Source organism: Bacillus sp. 3255, assembly GCF_031456485.1.
Taxonomy (GTDB): domain Bacteria; phylum Bacillota; class Bacilli; order Paenibacillales; family NBRC-103111; genus Paenibacillus_E.
Genome location: NZ_JAVDUS010000009.1, coordinates 87,263 through 112,154 on the forward strand (window position 1 = coordinate 87,263; position 24,892 = coordinate 112,154).

Genomic DNA, 24,892 nt, shown 5'->3' on the forward strand with positions numbered 1-24,892 from the left:
ACAGTGAAAGCCAACAAATTACAGCTCGACAGAATGATATTAACCGTTATTTTCGGAGCATGCTCCGTCATGTTCATTGTTCCGCTTATCTGGATGCTTTCGGCGTCGGCCAAAATTGAACGGGACGTGATGACGTACCCGATCCAGTGGATTCCAACGAATTGGAATTGGATTTCCAACTTCCAGAAAGTATGGCTGGAGAAAGTGCCCTTCTCCCTGTTCTATTGGAATTCGCTGAAGCTTGCAATCATAGCGACGCTTGCGACGCTGCTCTTCTCCTCGATGGCGGCCTTTGCCTTCTCTAAGCTGCATACTCCCGGGAAAGGTGTCATGTTCGGCCTGATGATGTCGTTCATGATCATTCCGGAGCAAGCGACGCTCGTCCCGCGATTCATCATGATCAAATGGCTCGGGTTGTACAATTCGCATGAGGGCTTGATTCTAATGCTAGCTTTCTCCATGTACTTCACGTTTCTCATGCGGCAGTTTATGATGGGGGTTCATAACGATTTTATCGAGGCCGCGAAAATCGACGGAGCGGGTTATTTCCGGGTGTATGCCCAAATCATGCTGCCGCTGTGCAAACCGATTCTGGCAACGGCAGGCATCATCAAGTTTATTTGGACTTGGAACGACTATCAGAACCCGTTGATTTTCTTGTTTACGAAGGAGCTTTTCCCGCTGCCGCTCGGTATTCAATTTTTCCGCCAGGAGTATTCCAATAACGTTTCTTTGATGATGATGGCCGCCGTGTCTGCAATTGTACCGCTCATTATCGTCTTCGTCATTCTGCAGAAGCAAGTGATTAACGGGATTACGGTTGGCGGGGTCAAAGGGTAATTATCCTCATCGTCCGGCATGTCAAAAAAATGCACGTAGAACAGTAACACAAAGTACACGGTCAATCGCTTACAAATTAGTTATGCTTAGGATGCTAACGACAGTTGAGAAGAGGGGATCCGAAATGAAGAAAATCGCAACGACGATGATGTTGAGTTTGAGTCTATTCCTGGCAGCCTGCAGCGGGGGCACGCAATCTCCGGCAGCTGGGGAGAATAGCGCAGCGCCCAAAGGCGCAACGACGACGATTAAGGTGTACACGGCTTACAAAGGCGAGCCTGGCGAACCGCTGATGAAGATCATCGACGCCTATAATGCGCAGGGGAAAAATGTGAAGGTGGAGCATGTGGCGCTTGTCCAGAATAACGATAGCCGCGAAATGCTGCAAAAGTTCGACGTGCTTGCCGCTTCAGGCGAGCAGGTGGATGTTCTTTTCCTGAATAACGAAGGGTTCGTGACGGAACGCGCCGGCAACGGGGTCCTGTATCCGCTGGATGAATTCTATCAGGCCAATCAAATCAATCCGGAGAAGGATTTCTACCGGGATCCGGTCTATAACGGGAAGCACTACGGCATGATGGCCAACGCAAGCTTTTGGTATGTCGCTATGAATGAAACCCACTTGAAGGAAGCCGGTCTCTCCTTGCCGCCTTCCGACTGGACCTGGGATGACTTCAGGGAATATGCCAAGAAGCTGAAGATGAGCAAAGAGGGGCGGTACGGCGCCTATTTCCACACCTTCGGCGAATACGCGAATATCATCGCTTACACGGATTTCAAAAATCCGCAGCTCAAAGAAGACGGTACGCTGCAATTCGATGATCCGAGCTTCGAGTATTGGTTTAAACTTCGGAGGGCGATGGAAGTGGAAGACAAGTCGGTTCGGCCGCACGCCGATGTCCTTTCCGCCAAGCAGCATTGGGCTACGGATTTCATGAACGGCACGACGAGCATGATGCCCATACCGATGTATTCGCTCGATGAAGCCTTCTTGAATAAGGAAAGCTATCCGCGTGATTTCAAAATTACGTTCGCTCCGCTTCCGCGCTCTTCCAAGAATGTCGAGCCGGGCTTAACGAACATTGCAGGATCCTTCTTTACGATTCACAAAAATTCGAAGAACAAAGAAGCGGCATTTGATTTTATTAAATTCGCGACAACAGAAGGCGCTTCTTTGGGCGGATGGATTCCGGGCTGGACGAAAGCGGACGGCAAAGCGGTGCTTGATAAAACGCTGCAGGGCAAGACGGATCTCGTAAATAGCGAAGCATTGAATGCAGCGATCTTCAACGATCGGGTGCGGACGGTCGGCACTTCCGTCATCAGCGTTCCCTATCAGCAGCAGTTGAAGAAGGTGGCTGAAGCCGGACTGAACAAATATATGCTGGACAACACCTCTTATGAGGAAGCACGCAAATTCATGCTGGAGGAAGGCCAGAAAATAATCAATCAGAATAAAAAGTAATCAGCAGTGCAGGGAATCGGCGATTTCGCCGTTTTCCTTGTTTTATTTCCCACCGAATGATGTATGATAATTGAAAAGTGCTTTATTGGAGGTATGGAGATTGGCTTTGAGCTGGCTGTATCGCGTATCGTTTTACCGCAGAATCCAAATTTCGCTGCTGCTGTTCCTTATTATTCCCCTGCTGTTCATAACCGGGCTGTCCTACGTCGCGAATAAGCAGGCGAACGAGGACAACGTTCGAATGAATATGAAAGGAATTATCGGGATTCTCGCCGGCGACTTGTCCAAAACGGCTAACGACGTTACGTATACGGTCAACCAGTACTCGGCCTCGCAATCGAACGGTTTATTAGACAGTTTGAGAGAGTTAAGTAATTTGAAGGGTTTCGATAGTTTTGAGAGTTACCGTACGTATACCCGCCTGAATGAAAGCGCTGCTCTTCAAGCCGGCAAATTATCACTGGCACACGTTAGTGTATTTTTCATTAATCGCGCGCATTATCCCATCATCGGCACCTTGAATGGTCGCGATGCCGCTATGCTTCGGAAAGACAGCCGCTTCGAACATCTGACGGAAGAAGAAGCCTCCACAGGCATTGTCCGCTGGTTCCGGGCTGAGCGGGGCAGCAGTTACGGGGATGTTTTCAGCGCGTCTTATTATCTGTTTGTGAAGAAAACGGTCTATGATCCATTCCGCGGCCTTGTCTTGGGTACGCTCTTCGTCGGTATTCCGGACGTTTACTTCCAAGGGCTGTTCAGCAACGCGGGGGATGGCGTGTTTACCTTGTACGAGGCGGACGGGTCGATGATCGCAGGCATGGACAGCAGCCCGCTATCGTTATCCGACGGTCCTGCGGACGGCTGGATGAGAGAGACAACAGCGGTGCCGGGTACGTCCTGGACTCTAACCTATGATATCAATGCCGGCTTAGCGACCGGGGATGTCACGCAGCGATTCTGGTATTTGATTATGGCCGTGTGTATCGTCATGTTCGTATTCCTGTTCATGTCCGGCGTCATCGCGAAAGGGCTGAACAAGCCGATCCAGAAGCTGATGCGAATCGCTTCCCAATACGGAGAAGGCAACAGCTCGATCCGGTATCATGCCGAAGGGCAGGACGAAATTTCGAATTTGGGCCAATCGATCAACAGCATGCTGGATAATATCAATGCGCTGATCCGCAAGGTTGAAGCGGAGCAGGAAGAGAAGCGAACCATCGAGCTCTATGCCTTGTTCTCGCAAATTCAACCGCACTTTTTGCTGAATACGCTCAACTCTATCAAATGCAATTTGGCCATTGAGGGAGATAAGGTGCATAGTGAGACGATCGACTCTTTAATGGCCTTGCTTCGTGCCCATTTGCGCGTGCATGAGCCGCTAACCTTGGCCGATGAGTGCAAGCTGCTCGGTCAATATGTATCCATCATGCGTATGCGGAACCGCTTGCCGATCGAACTCATCATCGATATCCCCGATTGGAGCCGCAAGGTTGTCGTTCCACGGCTGCTGCTTCAGCCCTTGGTCGAGAACAGCATCATTCACGGGTTCAGCCATTCGACCCCCAAACCGAGAATTGAAGTGACGGTCCAGGAAGCGGAGGGCGGCTTCTCCATTCAGGTGGCGGACAACGGGAAGGGGATGGCTCCCGAAACGGCAGAGGCATTGAATCGGGAGCTGGAGAATGAGGTGGAGCAGGTCGGCGAGCGGGGAGTCGGGATGTATAACGCCATGCGCCGTTTAAAGCTGACGTTTGGCGATAACGCCGGATTGCTTGTCAGACAGCGAACACATGGAGGCTTCGCCGCCGTCTTGTATATTCCATGGAACGAATTCGAAGGAAAGGATTACGCCGATGTTTAAGGTGATGCTGATTGACGACGACGTACCCGTCGTAGAATATATACGCAAGCTGGTTAACTGGGAAGCGTTAGGGCTTCGCATATGCGCCGAAGCTTACTCGGCAGCCGATGCGAAGGAACGCTATGAAGCGGCGCTGCCGGATATTTTAATTACGGATATCGGCTTACCGGACGGCAACGGCATGGAGCTGGCGCGCCAGTTTCGCGGCATGCACGCCCAGCTTCGCGTCATCTTCCTGACTTGCCACGAAGATTTCCAATTCGTCAAGGAAGCTCTGCGGATCGATGCGGACGATTATGTCGTGAAGGATGAGCTTAGCCCGGAGAAAATAACGGAAAGCTTGGAGAAGGCGATATCCAAGCTCTCGAACGAGCAGGAACAGCTGGAGCAAATGGCGTACAAGAGCGACTTGGCGCGCAATAAAGACATTTTACTTCAGCAATTTTTCCATGAATTGTCCCATACCTCGGATCCCTCAGGGCTGCTTGAACAAGGTAGGCGCTTGGGCATCGATTGGACCGGCTCGTGCTTCGGCGCAGCATCGTTTCATGTGGACCAAGGAGATCTCTTGGAAACATATGAGCGGAAGAACCTCGAATTGGTCCATTATGCCGCCTATAACATTGCTTTGGAGTTGGCGGCCGGAACGGGCATTACGATATTTATGGCTAAGGATCAGCGATTGTGGGCGATTTCCTGCGAAGGGGATCCGGCTGCCGCCAAAGCCTCGCTGGAGCGATTCATCCCGCAGCTCCGGGAGAAGCTGGGGGAGTTCTTAAGAGTGGACGGCTATGCGTCGATTGGGGAGGATACGAGCTCGCTTGCCGGTTTGGGCGGCTTACTAGGGAAAGTGAAGGAGCTCCATGATCGGCTGTATGACATGGACAGCCGGAATGAGGACACTCCATGGCCCTTGATGAATAGCGGGCATTCACCGGAAGCGGATGCAAGCCTCGGACTTGAGGCGCTTTCGGCGAAATGGATCGAATCACTCCTCGATGGGAATCAGTCCTTAGCGCACATTTATCTGGGGAACATGAAGAGGGCCATGCGCATAGCTTCTAAGGACGCAGCGAAGACGAAGGAGTGGCTGATCCGGCTCGTACAAGAGGTAAGTATTCGGTTCGGCCGTTCCGTGCCTGCGGGCATTCAGGAAGATATCGCGCATACGGTCCGCCTGGAAGAGGCTGCTCGGATCGTGCGTTGGTATTCGGAGCGTCTTCTACAGGACGTATCGGCGACCTCAGCGGAGACCTGTGAGACAAACCCTGATATCAAAGCGATTCATGCTTTCATCCGCGAGCACATCTACAGAAACATTACGTCCATTGATATCGCGAGGCACTTGCACTTGAATCCCAGCTATTTCTCGCGTTATTTCAAGAAGCTTACGGGTCAGAACTTTACCGATTATGTGCATTTAATCAAAATGGAGGAAGCGAAGCGGCTGCTCGCCAAAGGTGAAACGGCGGAACATACGGCGTATATGCTCGGTTATTCCGACCGCGCCTATTTCTCCAAAGTATTCAAGAAGTATACAGGGGTGAGCCCGAGCGAATACAAGCAGCACCCCTTAATCATGAAGGAGTGAGAGCATTGACTACTTTCAACATGCCGAAGGAACGGTTGCCATGGGTTTCGGACCAGGGCGACGGTACGTTCACCAATCCGATTCTCCATGCGGACTATTCCGATCCCGACGTCGTTCGAGTCGGAAGCGATTTCTATATGACGGCATCCAGCTTCGGTCATCTGCCGGGACTGCCGATCCTTCATTCCAAAGATCTTGTCAATTGGCGTTTAATCAATCACGCCATACCGCGTATGCCGCTGAGCGGATACGATCGCCCGCAGCACGGGAATGGCGTATGGGCGCCGAGCATCCGGTTTCACGCCGATAAATTTTGGATATTTTACGGTGACCCCGATGTCGGGATTTTCATGACGACCGCCGATGATCCTGCCGGAAACTGGTCGGAGATTCACCTTGTTTATGAAGGCAAAGGGCTCATCGACGCTTGCCCTTTCTGGGACGACAACGGGGATGCTTACTTGGTGCATGCCTATGCGCAGAGCCGGAGCGGCATCAAGCATCGGCTTCGCGTACGGCGCATGTCTCCGGACGGCAAGCAGCTTCTAGATGAAGGCGTTGTCATCATCGATGACCCCAACCGTCATCCGACCATTGAAGGACCGAAGATGTACAAAAGGAATGGCTATTATTACGTGTTCGCACCTGCCGGAGGCGTTGAAGAAGGCTGGCAAACCGTGCTGCGCGCATCCCATCCATTCGGTCCGTATGAGGATCGGATTGTGCTGCACCAGGGGGATACCGTGATCAACGGTCCGCATCAGGGCGCCTGGGTGGAGCTCGAATCCGGCGAATCCTGGTTTATCCATTTTCAGCACAAAGACGCTTATGGCAGAATCGTTCACCTGCAGCCAATGAACTGGTCGGCGAATGATTGGCCAACAATGGGGGTTGACCTCGACGGGGATGGCATAGGCGAGCCCGTTCTCAACTTCCGAAAGCCGAATGTCGGCGGCGAATACCCGATCTGTGTGCCGGCAGGTTCAGACGGGTTCGATGAGGAACAGCTGGGTTTGCAGTGGCAGTGGCAGGCTAACCCTGAAGAAGGCTGGCACTCCCTGGCGGAACGGCCGGGCTGGCTGAGGTTATTCGCGCAACCCCTGCCCGAGGGGACCTCTTCCATGTATCAGGCGCCTTCCCTGCTCTTGCAGAAGTTCCCTGCGCTAACGTTCGAGACAACGGTCCGTGTGGATGGAACCGGCTTGAACTATGGCGATCAGGCGGGACTTATCGTATTCGGATACAGCTATGCGGCTTTGATCTATACGAAGAGTGCGGAGGGAGGACCGGAGCTTCAGCTGCTCGAAGGGAATCAAGACGGGCATACGGTCAAATGGCGGCGCACAATTGCCGGTCAGGAGATATCGATGCGTGTCAACGTCCAACCGGGAGCGGCGTGCACATTCCAATACAGCCTGGACGGTCACAGCTACGAGCTTATCGATCTGCCTGCATTTCAAGCGACCGTAAGCAAGTGGGTGGGCGCGAAGGTAGGGCTGTTCGCCCAAACAGGGAGTACTCCTGGGGGCTTCGCGGATTTTGATCAATTCTCTATGACAAGTGTTTCCGAATAAATCAGGATCGGTGGGGGAGGAATCATCGTGAGCTTAGATGTCGAAAGAAGGATATGGTTTCGCAAGCCAGCAGTGGAATGGGACGAGGCACTGCCGCTTGGCAATGGAAGGTTAGGCGCAATGGTGTTCGGCAGCGTGCATAACGAAAGGATTCAGCTCAATGAGGATTCGCTTTGGTATGGAGGTCCGCGCGATAGACACAACCCCGACGCCGCAGCGTATTTGCCGCGGATTCGCGAACTCGTCTTTGCCGGTCGTCCGAAGGAAGCGGAGCGCTTGGCGGCGCTGGCATTGACAGGGCTTCCGGAGACCCAAAGGCATTATGTGCCTCTGGGTGATCTGCTGCTGACGTTTCCCGATTTGCAGCGTGGGGACGCTGGGCCATATGTACGCGAATTGGACTTGTCGGAAGCGAAGGCCAGGGTATCTTTCAAGATGAATGATACGACCTATTATCGTGAGCTGTTCATCAGCTGCCCGGACCAGGTGCTTGCCGTTCGCCTGACTGCGGACCGGCCAGGTGCGCTTACAGTACATGCACGACTTTCCCGGGCGAAATGGAGATATGTCGAACGAATCGAGAAGATCGGGAACGACACGCTCGCGATGCGCGGAAACAGCGGAGGCGAGGGCGGGGTGGATTATCGTGCCGTACTTCGCTGCACAACTTCGGGGGGCAGCCTGCAAGCCATAGGCGAGCATCTGGTTGTCCAAGATGCGGATGAAGTCCTCTTCTATCTGGCAGGGGCAACAACTTATCGCCACAGCGATCCGGAAGCGTATTGCTTGGAGCGTGTGGAAGCGGCGGTGACAAAAGGGTTCCAAAGCGTTGAAGAGGACCACCGTAAGGACTACGCCCGGTTGTTCGAACGGATGCGCTTTACCTTGACGGGTGACGAAGAGCTCAGAGAGCTGGACACCGCCGAACGACTGGAACGCATAAAAACAGGGAAGCGAGACAACGGACTCCTCGCGTTATATTTTAACTATGGACGGTATCTGCTCATCGCTTCCAGCCGACCGGGTTCATTGCCGGCGAATTTGCAGGGAATCTGGAATCGTGAATTTCTTCCAAGCTGGGACAGCAAATTCACGATCAATATTAACCTGCAGATGAATTATTGGCTGGCGGAGCCTTGTAACTTGGCTGAGCTGCATGAACCGCTCTTTGACCTGATCGAGAGGCTGGTTCAATCCGGCCGGCGAACGGCCAGTGTCATGTACGGTTGCAGGGGCGCTGCTGCGCATCATAACACAGATTTATGGGCGGACAGCGCGCCGCAAGACACATGGATCCCTGCAACATATTGGCCGCTCGGGCTGGCTTGGTTAGCGCTTCATGTTTGGGAGCATTATCAGTTCTCGGGCGATAAGGAATTTCTTGCGAAGCGGTATCACATCTTGCAAGAGGCATCCAGATTCGCGCTGGACTTTCTGGTGGAAAGCCCTGAAGGCGATCTCGTCACATGTCCTACCATATCTCCGGAGAATACGTATGTATTGCCAAATGGTGAGCCCGGGATCTTCACGTATGGCGCAACGATGGATAATCAACTGCTGCGCGCGTTATTCGGAGCCTGTAAGGAAGCGGCGGAGGTTCTCGCGACCGACGAAGATTTCCGTCTGGAGTTGGAGGGGGCATCCAGCCGTTTGCCTCAGACGACAATCGGCAAGCATGGGCAAATCCAGGAATGGATTCACGACTACGACGAAGCGGAGCCTGGCCATCGTCATATCTCTCACTTGTTCGGACTGCATCCCGGGAATGAAATCCGCCTAAACGGAACGCCGGAGCTGGCCCATGCAGCCAGAGTAACGCTTGAGAGAAGGCTGGCCAGCGGCGGCGGTCATACGGGCTGGAGCCGTGCATGGATAATCAACTTTTGGGCCCGGCTGCAGGACGGGGAACAAGCCGGTGAACATCTGCAGCAGCTTCTTAGGAAATCTACCTTGCCGAACTTGCTGGATAATCATCCGCCCTTTCAGATTGACGGTAATTTCGGCGGTACAGCGGGGATCGCGGAATTGCTCCTCCAAAGTCACGAAGGCGAGCTCCATCTCTTGCCTGCCTTGCCTCCCGATTGGCAGGATGGCCAAATTAGCGGTCTTCGGGCTCGGGGCGGCTATACCGTTGAGCTGAGTTGGACGAACGGTCAATTACAGACTGCACGCATCGAGGCGCAGCGCGATGGCAGCTGCCAGGTGCGAATCAGCGGCTCGGCGTTCATCGAGTTCCCGGTCACCGCGGGGGGCGTATACCTGTACGAAGCTCAAGGGGAGCCTTCATTCGTGGAAGTAAGAGGCTAGGTTAGTTAGGCGAAGATCATAAGAAGAGCGGCAGCGAGAACTTTGTTTCACGTCTCAGCTGCCGTCTTTTTATTAGGTAGTCCGATCAATTTCGGATGTTGCGGAATTCCTTCGGCGTCATGTTACGATGTTTCTTAAAAGATTGGATAAAATGGTTCACGTGATTGAACCCGACTCTCCGGGCAATTTCGGATATCGTATACTCCGAAGATGCCAACAGCTCGCAGCTCCGTTTAATACGGTACTGAACTAGATAGAAGTAAGGCGTCATTTGAATGCTTTTCTTAAAGCTGCGAGTGCATTCGGAAACACTCAAATGGGCTGCGTCTGCAATTTCCTTCAAGGTTAGAGGGTCTGTATAGTTTTGGTGAATAAAGCTAAGCATTAATTGCAATCTTTCTTGCTGGAGTCTGCTTTGCTTAGAGGGCTCTTCGGAAGATAAAGAAAGATGAGATATAAGAATCAACCATAACTGAACCGTTTTGATGGAAACCTCGTACTGCCATCCCCAGTTTGCTTTCGTTTCGAAGGCTTCCTTCATAGACCACAGGATTTGCAGGATTTGCTTTTGCCACTCCGATACGCCTTTAATTTCGTAGGACAATATATAAGAATTGGTAAAAGGGCGAACATACTTATGTTCCATCGCACTATCGGAATAAAAGGCGAGCAGCTTCTCCGGAAAATTAAAACTGACATATTCGCCGTCAGGCATCAGATGTGTAACAATGTGAAGGACACTTTTGTTGATGAAAATGGCCTCGCCCCTGTCTAATCGATAATCAATTCCGTTGATTCGTATCGTTAATCTCCCTTTGGTCACCATAGTAATCTGTAATTCTTCGTGCCAATGCAGATCGTTCACTCCTCGGCCTTCAGGAACAGATCCATGATTCGTATGTGTGTACATGATGTACGGAAAAGCTTCGTCAGGATACTGGATATCCTCGTGTAATTGCTTTTTCAAGGGAGGGTCTCCTTCGTTAGACGATATTTCGATATAAAGTAGAGATATTATTACACTAAATCGACGTTGATGATGATATTATTATATCCAGCCTAGGCTTACTCTTACAATGCTGTGCACAAGTATTGTATCGTCGCTTGGAGGATCAATGGTTCAATTTAACAAATCTTCGTTACCTTCTCATCCGTTTATTTTGTTACTAATCAGTATATTGTCCGTTTCCGTCTCGTCCATCATGATCAAATTTTCAGATACACCTACTTCGGTAGCGGGGATGTACAGATTGTTTATTTCCGTCCTCATCATGCTCTTTTTTGTGCGCCGGGATAAGCTTTGTTCCTTAAACATGAATAAGAACGATTGGATTCTTGTACTTCTTGCCGGTCTTTTCCTAGGGCTACACTTCTTATTCTGGATGGAATCTTTGGTCTATACCTCCGTTGCAAGCTCCATGGTCATCTTGTCGTTGCAGCCATTATTTGTGTTGGTGGGTTCATACTTTTGGTTCAAGGAACAAGCCAATCTGCTGACCATCAGCTGCTTGATCGTTGCGCTCTTGGGTTCAATCCTCATAGCTTGGGGTGACATAGGGGTTTCGAGAGAAGCGCTAATGGGGGACGGTTTATCGTTAATAGGCACGCTTTTCGTTTCCGCCTATCTGTTGGCGGGGCAGAAGGCAAGCCATAAGATGGATGCAAATGTGTACAGCGTGCTCGTTTTTTTAATTGGCGGCATCGTCATGTTCGTCTACAACTTGCTTAATCATTACTCGTTAACGAAGTACGACTCCTCGGAATGGACTTATTTCTTGCTGCTTGCCATCATTCCAACGATTTTCGGCCAGTATTTGTTCAACTTATTGTTAAAGTCCATTGGGGCAACGACCGTTTCGGTGGGGATTATTGGAGAACCTGTTTTAGCCATAATTCTTGCGTATCTATTGTTAGGTGAAACCATTACTTTCTATCAGTTCTTAGGCGGTTTGATGACTTTAATTGGAATGGGCACGTATTTTTGGTCAAAATCTTTAAAAGTTAAGCGCTCGCTCTGTTGAAGCGCGCTTTTTTACGTGTGGGCATACCCCTATCTATAACGACGCCTCTCGGTTTTGCGATCTGATTTACTGGTTATATATACCTGTAGGCATGAATCCAAATGAATCCTTTCATAAGGAGTTGTTATTGATGACGCAGAAAATTGTACTGGAAGAAGCCGCACTGAAATTTGCAAAAGATACGGAGAATCCGCCTTATTTATTTGATCTAGGTCCGGACAAAGGGCGCGAAACCGTCGATGCTGTCCAGTCCGGAGATATCAAGAAGCTGCCGGTCGAGATTCAGGACAAAGTGATCGAAGGCGGTCCAAGCGGTCATGTATCGATCAGGCTGCTGCGCCCGGAAAACGTAACGGCCAAGCTCCCGGTCATACTCTACATTCACGGCGCCGGCTGGGTATTCGGCAATGCGCATACGCATGACCGGCTCATCCGCGAGCTGGCGGTCGGAACGGAAGCGTGCGTCGTCTTCCCGAACTACAGCCTTTCGCCGGAGGCGAAATATCCCACGGCTATCGAAGAAATTTATGCCGTCCTGCAATGGATTGCCGATCACGGCGAAGAAAACGGCTTCGATACGGACCGCCTTTATGTTGCCGGGGACAGCGTTGGCGGAAATATGACGGCGGCCATAACGCTGATGGCCAAAGCGCGCAGAGGCCCAAGGATTCACAAACAGCTGCTCTTCTATCCCGTGACGGATTCGAGCCTGGATACGGAATCCTATAAGGAATTCGCAACCGGTTATTTCCTGCGGCAAGACGGTATGGCTTGGTTCTGGGAGCAATACACGGCGAAGCCGAGCGACAAAGAAGACGTCTATGCCGCACCGCTGCGAGCAACCGCAGCGCAGTTGGCGGGACTCCCGGAAGCCTTGATTATTACGGCCGAAGCCGATGTCCTGCGCGACGAAGGCGAAGCTTATGCCAATAAGCTGCGGGAAGCAGGCGTTCGCGTTACGGCGGTCCGCTTTCAAGGCATCATTCACGATTTCGTTATGCTTAATGCTTTGGCGGACACCGCTGCGGCGAGAGGCGCGATCGCGCTGGCTAACGCGTGGTTGAAAGAGTGAGCATACACCAACCAGAGCAGCTGGTGAAATTGAAAGAATAATATCACAGTAAGCCACAAGACTCGTGACTAGACAGGTTGCGATCGATGTGGCTTTTTTCTATTTGTGCCGCAAGCATGGAGAAATTTTCAAAATGTTAATACAAAACTCGAATGGTTCTTACAAACTGAAATTATAATTTGGAAATATACTCGGAGTGTGAAACAAAGTTTCAGACAATCAACATAGAAGCGCCCCGACAGGATCCCAATGAAACAGGAGGAAAGCTAGAAAATGAGAAAGACGAGCCGAAGAATTCTCCATGTCCTGCTCAGCTTAAGTATGGTCTTTGCCATGCTAGTTCCGCTGCAGATAGTACAAGCTGTCGACAACGAACCGTCGACCGCACAAGTACTGGACACAAGAAGCATGGATATTGCGCCAAATGTGACTTACAACTGGTATAGCTTGAAGATGGCCAGAGGTTTGGAAAAGGTCCATAGTGTGGAGTTCAATCCGACTGATCCGAACTTGGAACTGATAGCAGGCACCAAAGGCGGCAAAGTATATGGGATGCAAGGGGTCACTGAGATGGCCAAATATTACGATAAACCGGGACAACGGGTAATTGCTGGCGTTAATGGTGATTTCTATGATTTGAGTGGTTACGGCTCCGGAGTGCCTGGCGGTTTGTTCATGGGAGACGGTAAGATCCTCAATACACCGGACTCGAATTACGCAGTCTTCCTTATGGATTACGATGGTACGACGCGTTATGTGTCTAATCCACAGTTAACTCGCACGCTAACCATTCATGGAGCGACAAGCAATATCACGCATATTAACCGCTATCGCGGGAATGATGAACTGGTTTTATACACGTACGACTATGCCGACACAACGAAGACGAACGAGTTCGGAGACGAAGTGGTGCTCGACGTGCTCGAAGGAGAAGTGAAGAGCGGTCAAACGATGAAGTTGAAGGTAACGGAAGTGCGGAAAGATGCGGGGAACGCTCCACTCACAGCGGGAAAAGTCGTGTTATCGGCAAGCGGAACGGCAAGACCAGTTCTTGCCGGGCTTCAAGCCGGCGATGAGATTACGGCAAATTTTAACTTCCCGGCAGGGTTCGAGAACGTTAAAACCGCTATGAGCGGGTACCTACTGATGCAGAACGGCAACGTATTGAGCAATGTACCGCCCGCAGGTATTCACCCTCGTACGGCAATCGGCTCGAAAGCGGACGGGACCGTTGTGATGATCGAGATCGACGGGCGTCAGCCGGGCTTCAGTGAAGGGGTAGAAACGTCCGAGCTCGGCGGTATCTTGAAGAACATGGGGGTCGTGAATGCAATTAACCTCGACGGCGGCGGCTCCTCGACCTTCATCGCTAGACTGCCCGGCGAATCGAAATTTAAGCTTCTCAATACGCCATCTGACGGCGGCGAGCGGTTAACCGGCAATTCACTGTTACTTGTGAACAAAGCCTCAGAGGGTGCGGCGGCCAAGCTGGTCGTGCAGCCGCAGTTGGAGCGCATTCTGGCAGGCACGAAGCTGCCGCTCAAGACGGCGGCGGTGGATGCGGCAGGTCATCCTGCCGACATGCCAGCTGGTCCGCCCGGCTGGTCCGCCGATCCGGAATACGGAAGCATTGATGAGGCAGGCGTGTTTACCGCTGGCACGAAGGCCGGTATGGCACCGATCCAGGTAACAGCAGGTGGTCTAATCGGTTCAGGCACGGTGGAGGTTGTCACGGAGCTGACGGAACTGAAGTTTCCGGATGTGGAAAAGGCAATAGATACCGCTGCCTCCGTGCAATTGAAGGTACAGGCACTTCGCAATGGACAGCAGATCGTGTCGGAGAATCGCCTGTTTGAATGGAGAGTGGAGGGCGACATCGGGACGATCGATGCGAACGGTGTGCTGGAGGCGACAAGTGAGAGCGGCAAGAGCGGCAAAATTTTCGTTAAATACGGATCCGTAGAAACCTCTATGAATGTTAATGTCGGAACGCCACCGGTTATTTTGGAGGATTTCGAAGGGGATCTCAGCAAATATCTGACGACGGCGGGAGCCAGCTACAATAAAGCAGTAGTCAGCATGACGACCGAAGATGAATTTGTGCGATTCGGGACGAAGGCGTTGAAGCTGGAATATGATTTTACAGGGAAACCGAGCACTTCAGGTGTGTACTTGCAGTCGACGAATGCATCGAACTATATTGTGATCCCTGGTTATCCGAAGAAAATTAGCATGTGGGTGTACGGTGACGGCAGCGGCTACTGGCTGCGATCGCAATTACGTGCGAAGGATGGCACAGCGAGCGGAACGCCGATCAACTTCACGGACGAAGTGACAGGCGTTAACTGGAAAGGCTGGAAATATGTCGAGGCGGACGTGCCTGCCGGCTTAACTCCGGGGCTGAAGCTGGACATGCCGGTTCGGCTCATGGCTACGGCCGCCAAGGTAAAGGGTGCTGGCGCTATCTATGTTGATAACATTCGAGCTCTTTACGGGCCTGCAACTGACGACATAGAACCTCCTATTATCAAAAATCTAGAGCCAGCAGAGGGCAGTACGATCACCACGAACCTTCCTAACATTCGAGCAATTGCTGAGGATGCCGGGTACGATCGTACGCAGCATCCAGGTACCACGTTGATTGATCCGGAGAAGATTGCATTTTTCATTGATAACAGTCCGGTGGCGCATACGCTGTACCCTCCCGAAGGACGGATAGCGCACAAGGTTGACGTACCACTGGTGGACGGCCTACATAAGGCCAAGATCCAAGTCCGCGACTTGTCCGGCAATCGTACGGAGAAGGAATGGACCTTCAACGTGGATACCGGCTCAGCCAAATTCCAATACAGCGCCCCCGCGGTAACGAATGCCGGAGGCACGTAATCGGTGGATATCAAAGGCAGCAATGTCAGACTCATCGGAGGCGGCGAATTGCAATTCAAGCTCGATCCGGCTAAGGTGGAGGCGCTGCAGTTCATTCCCGGCGGCAAGCTGAACGGAAGCCAGGCGCAAGCGTCGATGGACTCTGCTGCCGGTACAGCCAAAATTACATTTGCAGGGTTGAATAGCGTTACGCTGACGGATTCCGATGTGCTTGGCAGCTTGCAATTCCGTGTGAAGTCTGATGCCGTCGGTAAGCACGTAATTCAATTCCAATCGGGCACCATCAAGCTGGCGTCGGATCCAAGCCGCGCTTGGCCATTCTTCGGACTACCGCTCGAGGTGGTTATTAAATACGGCCTGCAGGTCGGGTGGGATGAACTTGGCGTCGTGCAAGGGAGCCCGACTAACTTTACAGTAACGGATGTGACCGGGGCGGCAGCCTCCGGGGCTAAGCTGCTGGTTGACGGGGTGGAGCGAGGTACCGCGAACGGTGCCGGCAAGCTGACACTGACCGACTTGACTGGGGCACTGAAGACGTATAACATCCAAGCGGTGAAGGATTCCGTCTACAGCCCCGTGATGACGTTGACGGTTTCGAGGCTGTTCGGTACGACGACGCCGTACAACGTGAACGTGAGTATGGGCGCCGATCCAAAGCGCGAGCGCGGCTTTACATGGCATACGCATCCGAGCGTTAAGGACACGGTAGTGGAGCTGGCGAAGAAGGACGGGTTCACCGGCTTCGATCAGGCAGGGGTGACGAAGGTGGAGGGCGACAGCTCATTGTTCGTCACGTATGATATCGGTACTGTTCGTGTGCACAAAGCGGCGTTTAACGGTCTGGAGCCGGGAACGACGTATGTGTACCGGGTTGGTAACGGTAGCAACGGCTTTGTAAGCGGCCAAGGTTCGTTCACGACTGCGCCGGAAAGCGATGATCATCTGAAGTTTGTGTTCTTTGGCGACTCACAGGCGGCGGACAGCGCTGGCTACGACAAGTGGGCGGCTACTTTGAATAAAGCGGTGGCGGAGCATCCGGAAGCCGATTTCATAGCTCATGCCGGCGACATGGTCGACTCCGGTCACTTGGAAGCGCAATGGAACATGTTCTTTGACAAGGTAAAGGACTCGCTGATGAAGACGACTTTGGTGTCCGTGCTCGGTAACCATGAGGTTACGGGAACGAAGGGCATCAGCGACTTTATGCAACATTTCAATCAGCCGGGGAACGGATTGGATACGCTCAAGGGTACTCATTTTTCCTTTGATTATAAGGATGCACACTTTGTTGTTCTGAATAGCGAATACCAATATGACGAGCAAAGAACATGGCTCCGCCAAGATCTGGCGGCGACGAACAAGAAGTGGAAAATCGTCATGTTCCACCGTGGCCCCTACGGCAGCATTTATGATACGGTGGAAACACGCGAGCAGTGGACGCCGGTGTTCGATGAGTTTAAGGTGGACCTGGTACTGAACGGACACGATCACATTTATTTGCGCAGTTACATGAAGAACAATCAGCCGGTTGCTGCCGGGGAAGGTACGGCTTATGTGACGGCAGGGTCGACGGGGCCAAAGTTTTACGATTTAGTGCCGAAGCCATGGACGCAATTCACCGACGGTGAGCAAACGCAAATGTACGTAACGGTGGAGACAGCCGGTGATGAAATGTCAGTTGTAACGAAAACGGTTGGCGGCCGTCTAGTGGATCGGTTTACCCTGCCTCGGAAAGCAGCTGACACCGCTCAGTCCGTCATGATCAATAAGCCGGAGGTTCAGTTACCGTTGGGCGGATCCGTCAAGCTGGAAGCAACAGTACTGCCGGAGACGGCACAGGATCGTTCGGTGACGTGGTCGGTGTACAACTCGACGGCTCCCAATGTCGTTGAGGTGACAAATGATGGGATCGTCCATGCGATTGGATTAGGCACCGCGGTTGTGCGTGCTACAAGTGTGAACGCAGATGTGTACGCAGACAGCGTGGTAGCGGTGCTGGATACGGCGAAGGCGATTCAGGTACGCGGACCTTCAGTGCTGGAAGTTGGCAGAAGCGGGGGTTCTGTAACGGAAGCGGTTTATGCCAGCGGCAGTATCGAAATATTGACGGAAGGGGTAACGTATGAGAGCAGTCAACCGGAAGTCGCTTCCGTTGACAATCATCTCGGTATCGTCACAGCTCGTGCAGTTGGCAGTACCGTCATCACGGCCACTTACGGCGAATTAAAAGCGACGTATGCCTTGAGGGTTACATATACGCCGAGCAATCCTGACCCTGACCCAGATCCTCAACCGGGTTCAGGCTCGGAACCACAGTCACAGCCGGACTCGGTTAATCCGCCGGTGAAATCCGACGAGTTGAAGAAGCTTGAGGAACAGCTGAAGGCCGGTGAAGCAGTTGAGCTAAAGGGCGACAAGACGAAGTTGGAGCTGCCGAGTTCCGTGTTAGAGCTGCTGCAATTGAAGCCGTCGGTCACGGTGAAGACTGAACAAGCTTCAGTTGAAATTCCTAAGGTTGTATTGAGCAAGCTGCTCGGGCTCATACCTGAGGACCAGCGAGCGGATAGCACCATTATGATTGGTGTAGCATCCGTGTCAGGTAGTGGGATGCAGTTAACGTTGAATCAAGCGGGTCGGCAGAACAGCGCATCCATCGAGACAGCCGGCGACGTGCTGGAGTTTACCTTGGAAGTGAAGACTAAGGATGGTAAGTCCAGCAAACTGCCAAGCTTTAGCGAGCCTGTTACGCTGACGTTGGATGTTGCGGACTCGGCAGATCACAGGCTAGTCGGCATCTACTACATCAGCGATTCTGGTGAGCTTACGTATATCGGCGGGAAATGGGAGAACGGACGGCTTACCGCTTCGGTGAACCATTTCAGCAAATATGCCGTACTTGAATTTAGGAAGTCCTTTGCTGACGTAGCACCAAGCCACTGGGCGGCGGATGAAATTCAGGTATTGGCGGCCAGACATCTGGTACAAGGTGTGAACGAGCATAATTACGCACCGGAGAGGGACGTCACTCGCGCAGAATTCACTGCGTTGCTGATTCGCCTGCTCGGGATGACGGAAGAAGCAGGCAATACGTTTGCGGATGTGAAAGCGCAGGATTGGTATGCTCACGACGTGGCCAGAGCTGTAAAAGCAGGCATCGTGAACGGTGTCAGTGCCGATAGCTTCGCACCGGAAGCAAACATTACTCGCCAAGAGATGGCGGCTATGATCGTAAGGGCTCAGCGTATAGCAGCAGCCAACGCAGCTGCTGGTGAAGCCGTCACTGCAGAGAAGCCAGTATTCGTCGATATGGTGAATGAGCCAGCCTGGGCGCAGGAGGCGGTGCAAGCAGCTTACGCGCTGGGTCTCATCCAAGGCCGTACGAATGAACGTTTTGAACCGCAAGCGGCGATGAACCGCGCCGAAAGTGCGCAAGTCGTTTACAACTTGCTGCAGCTAATGATGAATGTGCCGAAATAGATGACAAAAAAGACAAGAGACGCGTGCTCTTGTCTTTTTTGGTTCCACTCACCTTGCGTTCGTTAAAAATAAAAAAACCGGCACAATGAGTGCCGGTTAGCTAATCGTAAATGAGAACCCTAAAAAAGACATGGAGACATCATAGTATATAAAAAAAATGATTATCAGTCTATACCTTTTCTGGGGGAAGTTGTATGTTAATGATGCGACCGCGCGGCGCTAAATGATACGTGTTGATGGGAGACGACCTATGATAACGCTCAGAAAGATCACGTTGGAAAACCGGCGTGCCATATTTAACCTGGAAGTTTCAGAAGATCAGTGTCGCTTCGTTGCCTCCAATCTGTCAAGCGCAGCTTCGTGTTATGTCCTTGTGACCAACGGGGGGCATCCGTTTCCATTTGCCATATATGCGGATGAGCAGCCGGTGGGTTTTGTGATGTTGACTTATGGAATCACCGGATACGAAGAACCGGCACTCGCAGAAGGCAACTATTGTATCCTGCGGCTGATGATCGACAAGCAATTCCAGCATCGAGGCTATGGTCGGGAAGCCATGGCCAGAATCTTGGCATTAATCCGTACCTTTCCGGCGGGCCCGGCACAGTTCTGCTGGATCCCCTATAAACCGGATAACACCGCTGCCAGGAAGCTATATGAAAGCTTCGGCTTCCGTGATAACGGAGAGATTTTCAACGGCGAGTCCATAACCGTGTTGGCAATCTGATTTGTTTGATGACAGAGGTCTGAAGCCTAGAAGGCGTATTTCCAAATCAACCAACAAATAAGAGCAGACGCCCAAGAAATGAAACCGAATATCATGACGATGGTATTTTCGCTCCAGCCATACTTTAAACTGAAATGATAATGAATCGGAGCCATTCGAAATAGTCGTAATTTCGTGCGCTTATAATACCAGACTTGCAGAATGACCGAGAATTGCTCAGCCAGATAGACGGAGAACAGGAGGGGGATGAAGATCTCAACTTTCTCGATTACCGCTAGAATGGAGAGTGAGCCTCCAATGGCAAGCGATCCGGTATCACCCATAAAGGCTCTGGCGGGGTAAATATTGTAGAGCAATAATCCAAGCAGACAGCTAATCATGACGAGGGAAAATATTTGTACTTCCTGTTTATCTGAGATGAGAAAGAAGAAAAAGTAAGTCGGAATTGCCACATTGATCAATAGCCCGTCCAGACCATCTGTGAAATTAATAGCATTAGCTGATCCAACTACAAACAATGACATAATAATTATGTATGCGTAAACAGGCAGATGCAGCTGAAAGCCATTGAATAAGGAGATATCGCTCGTCAGTGCAAACGAATGAAACAAAGTGACCAACAGCATGCCGGTGAATGCGAATTGAAACACTAATTTAGTCCGTCCCGAAATGCCTGAGGGATCTTGCTGCGCTGCTTTTTTGAAATCATCCATAAACCCAACGGAGCTGAATAAGAGAAAGGTTACGCACAAAAAAATCATCCATGGTGCAGGGTGAAATTGCAAGGATGCTGCCACGCCGATAAGCAAAATAAGGCCGGCCATCAGCGGTGTTCCCTGTTTCACTTGATGGTCAGGGGGTAATTGGGAGCGAATGGGTTGCGTAAGTTTCAGGCTGCGCAGCCCCCAAATGAGCAGTGGCGTTAATAACGCCACCAGTATAAAGGAAAGACCAGATATTCCGAATATCCCAAGCATGCTGAAAGCCCCTCTCCCTTGTCCGAAATGAAGTATCCCTTCATGTTATGCCTCTAAAATCACTTTACCTAAAGTTTAACAGCCATTAAAGAGAAGGTTTGTCTGGCGTTTTTTCATATTTTCAGTTTCCGACAAAAAAAGTGTTTTACAAATCTACAATGTGACAATCATTTTCCCTCGGTTTGGTTATAATTTAGGCATATTCGAATCAGACCTTGGGAGGAACCGAGATGGACCCGAAGTTCATTAACCGATTGCACACACTAAATCGTCGCGACGAATTGAGATCCATGCTGTTGTTGGAAGGTCTTAGGCTCACTCTCAAGCGTAGAAGGAATGCCAGTTTCCTGCATAAGTTGATTTTTAAAAGGAAAAAGCCGGTTATTATAGCCAAAGGGTGGAATTAACGAGGATAAGTGACAGAAGAGGTAAGGCCGTTTATGATAAACGGTCTTATTTTTTTACATTTAGATCGTAGTGTGATTGATGTTAAATTATTATCAGAAAGTTAAAAGATTGCCATATGAACAAGGGGATCTGGACATTAAAATAACTTCTGATATGAAGGTCGTTTATCCGAGAAGAGTCTAGTATAATACTAGAAAAGCTGACATAGGAGCACACCTGCATGAAACTCAATACTTTCGGAAAAGTGATTCTGCTAGTCATTTTCTTGCTTGTTCCCATTATTCTTTTATATGGATATTCCTACCAGGTCAGTGTGGGCGTTGTGCGCCAAACGATGGAGGACGGCAACCGCAACCGGCTTGCCTTCTTCACGAGCCAGCTGGATGTGATGGTCGATCAGTTGATGAAGCACTCTTTGGCTGCCGGCAGAGATTACAGCATTCGTGAATATATCGACGGCCGTTCGACCAGTGACCCGAACGTGCAGCTCCAGCGCCAATCGCGGATCGTCGATATGCTGAACATGCAGACGTCGACAAGCCCGTGGAGCAACCAAATCATTTTCTATTTGACCGATTCCAAGGAAATTATCTCCACGGATTACTCCGCCCGGTTCGACGAGAAGGATTTGCAGAATCCGGAGCTCCGCAAATGGTCCTACCATAACTCGATGACGTTCGGACTCAAGCAAATGATGTTTTCGCGCATCGAGGAATCTTATATTCCCAATTTATTCATTGAAGTTCGCTTCACGGAAGCTAATTTAAGGAATATGCTGAGCCAATTAAAGCAAGGGGCGGACCGGGAACCTTTTCTCTATCACGAAGGGGAGGAGCCGATTGTCAGTTACACGGCGGACCGTACGCTCATTGGCGCCATGACGGAACAATTGGCCGGCAAGGATCTCGGCTACAGCGGAAGGCTCAACGTCTCGCTCCGCAACCAGAAGTATGTGGTCAATTATATCCGCTCGGAGAGCTTGGGCTGGTATTTGGTTGATTTGGTGCCTCTGCAGAGCACGTTTGCTCCGATCAATAAGAGCCGGAATTTGTTTTACGTGTCGATCGCGCTGCTGCTTGTGCTTAGTATCCTCGCGACCTTGCTTCTGTACCGGAACGTTCAGCGGCCTATCCAGCAATTAATCATGGGCGTACGAAGAATCAAAGAAGGCGAATTCTGGGTGCGGCTCAAAAAACAACCGAACAACGAATTCGATTATTTATTCGGAAGCTTCAACGAGATGGCTGCACAGATCCAGGAGTTGATCGATAAAGTCTATAAAGAAACCCTTCGTTCGAAAGAGGCGAGGCTGAAGCAGCTGCAGTCGCAGATTAACCCGCATTTTCTATACAATTGCTTATTTTATATGAAAAATATGGCTAGCCTGGGCGACAAGGAATCGGTGGTGGCTATGGCGCTCAATTTGGGAGAATACTACCGCTATTCGACCCGGTTGGATAACACGATGTCCACGATGAGAGAAGAAGTGAAGCTGCTCGAGAATTATTTGAACATTCAATTGCTGCGGAGCCAGCGGTTTTATTATGAAATCGACATCCCGGACACCATGCTGGATTTGGTCATCCCGCGCCTGCTGATCCAACCGCTCGTTGAGAACGCCGTGCTCCATGGCGTCGAAAACAACGCCGAGTTCGGGCAAATCCGGATTCGCGGAGCGTCTGCGTCCGGCATCAACCGCATCGTCGTCGATGATAACGGCCCGGGGATGCCAGAAGAACGTCTGGCCGAGCTGCAGGGCAAGGTCGCCGCAGCCGCCAATGAAGATAGGGGCGATGGCGGCTTCGGGCTGTGGAATATCAATCAAAGGCTGATCCATTTGTACGGGGGCAGCTCGGGACTGAACGTATCGAAGTCGCCACTGGGCGGATTTCGCGCGGAATTGGTTTGGCAGGACAAGACTTCGGAATGAAAGAAGGGGATAGCGGATGTTTCAACTCTTGCTTGTGGACGATGAAGCGAATGTGGTCGATAGCTTGGCTGAGACGCTTCCCTGGGGAAGCATTGGGATTAGCAAGGTGTTCAAAGCGTACTCCGGCAGCGAAGCCTTGGAGATTCTGGGGACCAATACAATCGATATCTTGATGTCGGACATCCGCATGCCGGGCATGAACGGATTGGAGCTGCTGGCGCAAGTCCGCAGGAAGTGGAAGAAGGTCAAATTCATCCTCCTATCCGGTCATGCGGAATTTACCTATGCGCAAGAAGCGATCGGGCATGGGCTGTTCGGTTACCTGCTCAAGCCGGTCAGCGATGAAGACGTCCTGGCCAAGGTGGGAAGCGCCGTGGAGGCCCTGCGGAAGGAACGTGACGAGAATTTATCCTACCAACGAGTCGTCCAAGCCTTTCAGGAGAGCCTCCCGAAGCTGCGAAGCGAGCTGTTAAGCGACTTGCTGCAGGGCTATAAATTCGCGCCGGGCCGGCTCAGGGAGAAGATGGACTCGCTCAAAATAACGGCCGATGACGGCGAGCCGTGCGCTTTGATGCTGGTCCGGTTGGAAGGCGAGTGGCTGCAGCTGGATTTCTACAACTTGTCGCTGATCGAATATGCGATCTGCAACATTGCCGAAGAGCTGCTTGAGGATGGATTCCGGCTCTGGTCTTGTAAGGACCTCTACGGGTATTTGGCGTTCATCGTTACGGCAGCGCCGGTAACCGGGGACGCGCAGAGACCGGACGACACTCCTGCGGACGATGCGGCGGACAGGCTGCAAGCTGCTGCTGCACAGCTGCAGATCAGTGTAAGTCATTACTTGAAGGGCACCGTATCGGTGCTGATTAGCCGTTGGGGGCAGTTCCCTCAGGATGTGAAACCGCTATATGAGGAAAGCTTGCTGACGCTGCGAAGGAGAGTCGGCAGCAGCAGCGGTTTATTTATCTCCAATACGCAAGGGATCGAGCCGATGCAGGTACATGCTGTGCAGAGGCTGTATGAGCCGCCGATGCTCGTTCATTTGCTGGAATCCGGCAATTGGGAGGCGGCCGAAGAGAAACTAAAGGCCATCTGGGAGGAGCCCTGCCGCAAATGGGCGGATTCTCACGAGCATCTGCTGGAAGTCTATTTCTTCGTCTATGCTTCTTTCAGCTCATTCGCGCATAAGAACGGCAGGGAGCTTGCCAATATGATCGGCTCCGCTCTGTCGGACGCTGCGGGACTTGCGCCTTGCCGGTCTGCGGAATCGCTGCAGAGTTGGATCCTGCGCTCGTTCGGGGAGCTGCGGCAATCCATGGAGAATGAAACGAGGAACGACCGTGAGGAAGCTATATCCCGCATTCAGGCTTATGTGCAGAGGCATCTGGCGGAAGATGTGTCCCTGCAGACGATCGCCGATTATATGTACATGCACCCGGTTCATGTGTCGCGTCTCTATAAGCTGGAAACCGGTGAGAACATGAGCGATTATATCCTGCGCCTCAAAATGGAATCGGCGGCTGCGATGCTGGCCGACCAAACGTTGAAGATCTATGAAGTTTCACTGCGTCTTGGTTACCAAAACCCGAATTATTTCAATAAGGTGTTTAAGAAATATTACGCCCTCACCCCTCAGGAATACAGGCAGGGACTGCAGCCGAACGAGCAGGCTTGATGCTTTGAAGAAGGCGGGAGGCGTATGGAAACAGTCTGCCTGAAGCGGCAGACTGTTTTTTTGTAATAAATTGCATCTTGT

General features: G+C 51.4%; 15 protein-coding genes. 13 read left to right on the top strand and 2 right to left on the bottom strand.

What is annotated here, in order from left to right; all coding sequences use genetic code 11:
• The first annotated feature begins 3 nt into the window (after positions 1-3).
• The 6 genes from J2X61_RS15310 (at position 4) to J2X61_RS15335 (ending at position 9,638) form a co-directional block, all read left to right on the top strand.
• Positions 4-840: a carbohydrate ABC transporter permease gene (locus J2X61_RS15310; protein WP_379239644.1), complete on the top strand. Its 837-nt coding sequence runs from the start codon at positions 4-6 to the stop codon at positions 838-840.
• A gap of 124 nt (positions 841-964) precedes the next feature.
• Positions 965-2,305 (top strand): ABC transporter substrate-binding protein, encoded by a 1,341-nt coding sequence (locus J2X61_RS15315; RefSeq protein ID WP_274467571.1) that lies wholly within the window; start codon positions 965-967, stop codon positions 2,303-2,305.
• Between the two features lie 100 nt (positions 2,306-2,405).
• On the top strand, positions 2,406-4,166 hold the full coding sequence (locus J2X61_RS15320; RefSeq protein ID WP_310188841.1) for a sensor histidine kinase: 1,761 nt from the start codon (positions 2,406-2,408) through the stop codon (positions 4,164-4,166).
• Between the two features lie 4 nt (positions 4,167-4,170).
• The gene (locus J2X61_RS15325; RefSeq protein ID WP_310189083.1) at positions 4,171-5,757 is read left to right on the top strand and encodes a response regulator transcription factor; all 1,587 of its coding nucleotides are present in this window, start codon (positions 4,171-4,173) and stop codon (positions 5,755-5,757) included.
• Positions 5,758-5,777: 20 nt separating this feature from the next.
• Positions 5,778-7,331, top strand: a complete 1,554-nt coding sequence (locus tag J2X61_RS15330) for a glycoside hydrolase family 43 protein (protein WP_396135455.1) — start codon at positions 5,778-5,780, stop codon at positions 7,329-7,331.
• A gap of 27 nt (positions 7,332-7,358) precedes the next feature.
• The gene (locus J2X61_RS15335; protein WP_310188847.1) at positions 7,359-9,638 is read left to right on the top strand and encodes a glycoside hydrolase family 95 protein; all 2,280 of its coding nucleotides are present in this window, start codon (positions 7,359-7,361) and stop codon (positions 9,636-9,638) included.
• Positions 9,639-9,723: 85 nt separating this feature from the next.
• Here the strand turns inward: J2X61_RS15335 and J2X61_RS15340 are convergent, their stop codons facing one another.
• A complete protein-coding gene (locus J2X61_RS15340) occupies positions 9,724-10,605 on the bottom strand; it encodes a helix-turn-helix domain-containing protein (protein WP_310188851.1) in 882 nt (293 codons plus the stop codon).
• 148 nt (positions 10,606-10,753) lie between these two features.
• Here J2X61_RS15340 and J2X61_RS15345 point away from each other — a divergent pair, with 148 nt between their 5' ends.
• The 5 genes from J2X61_RS15345 to J2X61_RS15365 all read left to right on the top strand — a co-directional run bounded on the left by J2X61_RS15345 (position 10,754) and on the right by J2X61_RS15365 (position 19,821).
• Positions 10,754-11,659, top strand: coding sequence for a DMT family transporter (locus tag J2X61_RS15345; RefSeq protein WP_310188854.1), 906 nt, complete (start codon positions 10,754-10,756; stop codon positions 11,657-11,659).
• Positions 11,660-11,789: 130 nt separating this feature from the next.
• Positions 11,790-12,731, top strand: coding sequence for an alpha/beta hydrolase (locus tag J2X61_RS15350; protein ID WP_310188856.1), 942 nt, complete (start codon positions 11,790-11,792; stop codon positions 12,729-12,731).
• 273 nt (positions 12,732-13,004) lie between these two features.
• A complete protein-coding gene (locus J2X61_RS15355) occupies positions 13,005-15,617 on the top strand; it encodes a phosphodiester glycosidase family protein (RefSeq protein WP_310188858.1) in 2,613 nt (870 codons plus the stop codon).
• 3 nt (positions 15,618-15,620) lie between these two features.
• On the top strand, positions 15,621-19,094 hold the full coding sequence (locus J2X61_RS15360) for an S-layer homology domain-containing protein (RefSeq protein WP_310188860.1): 3,474 nt from the start codon (positions 15,621-15,623) through the stop codon (positions 19,092-19,094).
• 250 nt (positions 19,095-19,344) lie between these two features.
• Positions 19,345-19,821 carry a GNAT family N-acetyltransferase gene (locus J2X61_RS15365; RefSeq protein ID WP_310188863.1) on the top strand — a complete coding sequence of 159 codons (477 nt, stop codon included), beginning with the start codon at positions 19,345-19,347 and terminating at the stop codon, positions 19,819-19,821.
• 26 nt (positions 19,822-19,847) lie between these two features.
• On the opposite strand, the gene mraY is transcribed toward J2X61_RS15365, so the two are convergent.
• Positions 19,848-20,798: a phospho-N-acetylmuramoyl-pentapeptide-transferase gene (mraY, locus tag J2X61_RS15370; RefSeq protein WP_310188866.1), complete on the bottom strand. Its 951-nt coding sequence runs from the start codon at positions 20,796-20,798 to the stop codon at positions 19,848-19,850.
• A 628-nt stretch (positions 20,799-21,426) separates the two neighbouring features.
• Between mraY and J2X61_RS15375 the strand changes: the two genes are divergently transcribed.
• Both J2X61_RS15375 and J2X61_RS15380 read left to right on the top strand, forming a co-directional pair.
• Positions 21,427-23,136 carry a sensor histidine kinase gene (locus J2X61_RS15375; RefSeq protein WP_310188869.1) on the top strand — a complete coding sequence of 570 codons (1,710 nt, stop codon included), beginning with the start codon at positions 21,427-21,429 and terminating at the stop codon, positions 23,134-23,136.
• Positions 23,137-23,152: 16 nt separating this feature from the next.
• Positions 23,153-24,811: a response regulator transcription factor gene (locus J2X61_RS15380; protein WP_274467582.1), complete on the top strand. Its 1,659-nt coding sequence runs from the start codon at positions 23,153-23,155 to the stop codon at positions 24,809-24,811.
• The last annotated feature ends 81 nt before the right edge of the window (positions 24,812-24,892 follow it).

Excerpts from the sequence above, each read along its gene's own strand:
- J2X61_RS15345 (WP_310188854.1), top strand. The coding sequence starts at position 10,754 with ATGGTTCAATTTAACAAATCTTCGTTACCTTCTCATCCGTTTATTTTG.
- J2X61_RS15365 (WP_310188863.1), top strand. The coding sequence starts at position 19,345 with ATGATAACGCTCAGAAAGATCACGTTGGAAAACCGGCGTGCCATATTT.
- J2X61_RS15330 (WP_396135455.1), top strand. The coding sequence starts at position 5,778 with ATGCCGAAGGAACGGTTGCCATGGGTTTCGGACCAGGGCGACGGTACG.
- J2X61_RS15375 (WP_310188869.1), top strand. The coding sequence starts at position 21,427 with ATGAAACTCAATACTTTCGGAAAAGTGATTCTGCTAGTCATTTTCTTG.
- J2X61_RS15350 (WP_310188856.1), top strand. The coding sequence starts at position 11,790 with ATGACGCAGAAAATTGTACTGGAAGAAGCCGCACTGAAATTTGCAAAA.
- J2X61_RS15355 (WP_310188858.1), top strand. The coding sequence starts at position 13,005 with ATGAGAAAGACGAGCCGAAGAATTCTCCATGTCCTGCTCAGCTTAAGT.
- J2X61_RS15315 (WP_274467571.1), top strand. The coding sequence starts at position 965 with ATGAAGAAAATCGCAACGACGATGATGTTGAGTTTGAGTCTATTCCTG.
- J2X61_RS15325 (WP_310189083.1), top strand. The coding sequence starts at position 4,171 with ATGCTGATTGACGACGACGTACCCGTCGTAGAATATATACGCAAGCTG.
- J2X61_RS15380 (WP_274467582.1), top strand. The coding sequence starts at position 23,153 with ATGTTTCAACTCTTGCTTGTGGACGATGAAGCGAATGTGGTCGATAGC.
- mraY (WP_310188866.1), bottom strand. The coding sequence starts at position 20,798 with ATGCTTGGGATATTCGGAATATCTGGTCTTTCCTTTATACTGGTGGCG.